Source organism: Mycolicibacterium neoaurum ATCC 25795 (genome assembly GCF_000691525.1).
Lineage (GTDB): Bacteria > Actinomycetota > Actinomycetes > Mycobacteriales > Mycobacteriaceae > Mycobacterium > Mycobacterium neoaurum.
In genome coordinates this window covers 1-338 of sequence record NZ_JMDW01000039.1, presented here as the reverse complement: position 1 = coordinate 338, position 338 = coordinate 1, and the positions used below count along the sequence as shown (strand labels likewise).

Genomic DNA, 338 nt, shown 5'->3' with positions numbered 1-338 from the left:
CCGATGTCTGGTGGGGTGCTGCCGCACGTCACCCTCATCCGGCCGGGCGTCGCGGCAGCGGGCGGTGACGAGGCGGTGGATCGGCTCGGGTTCGGTGGACCGGTCTCCGCGGCGACCGCGGAGCTGATCGCCTGTGATGCCACGCTGACCTCGGTGATCGTCGACCACAGTGTCGTGCCGTTGGATGTCGGGCATGCCCAGCGGTTGTTCACCCCGGCCATCCGTAAAGCGTTGGCCGTACGGGATGGTGGGTGTGCCCATCCGGGGTGTGGGCGGCCGGTGTCGTGGTGCGATGCCCACCACATCCAACCCTGGAGCCAGGGCGGCGAGACCAGCCT

The 338-nt window shown here is 69.8% G+C and carries 1 protein-coding gene; it reads left to right on the top strand.

Annotation, left to right across the window (positions count from 1 at the left end; all coding sequences use genetic code 11):
* A partial coding sequence (locus IC40_RS0126320) for an HNH endonuclease (protein ID WP_036470896.1) occupies positions 1-338 on the top strand: 338 nt, incomplete at both ends.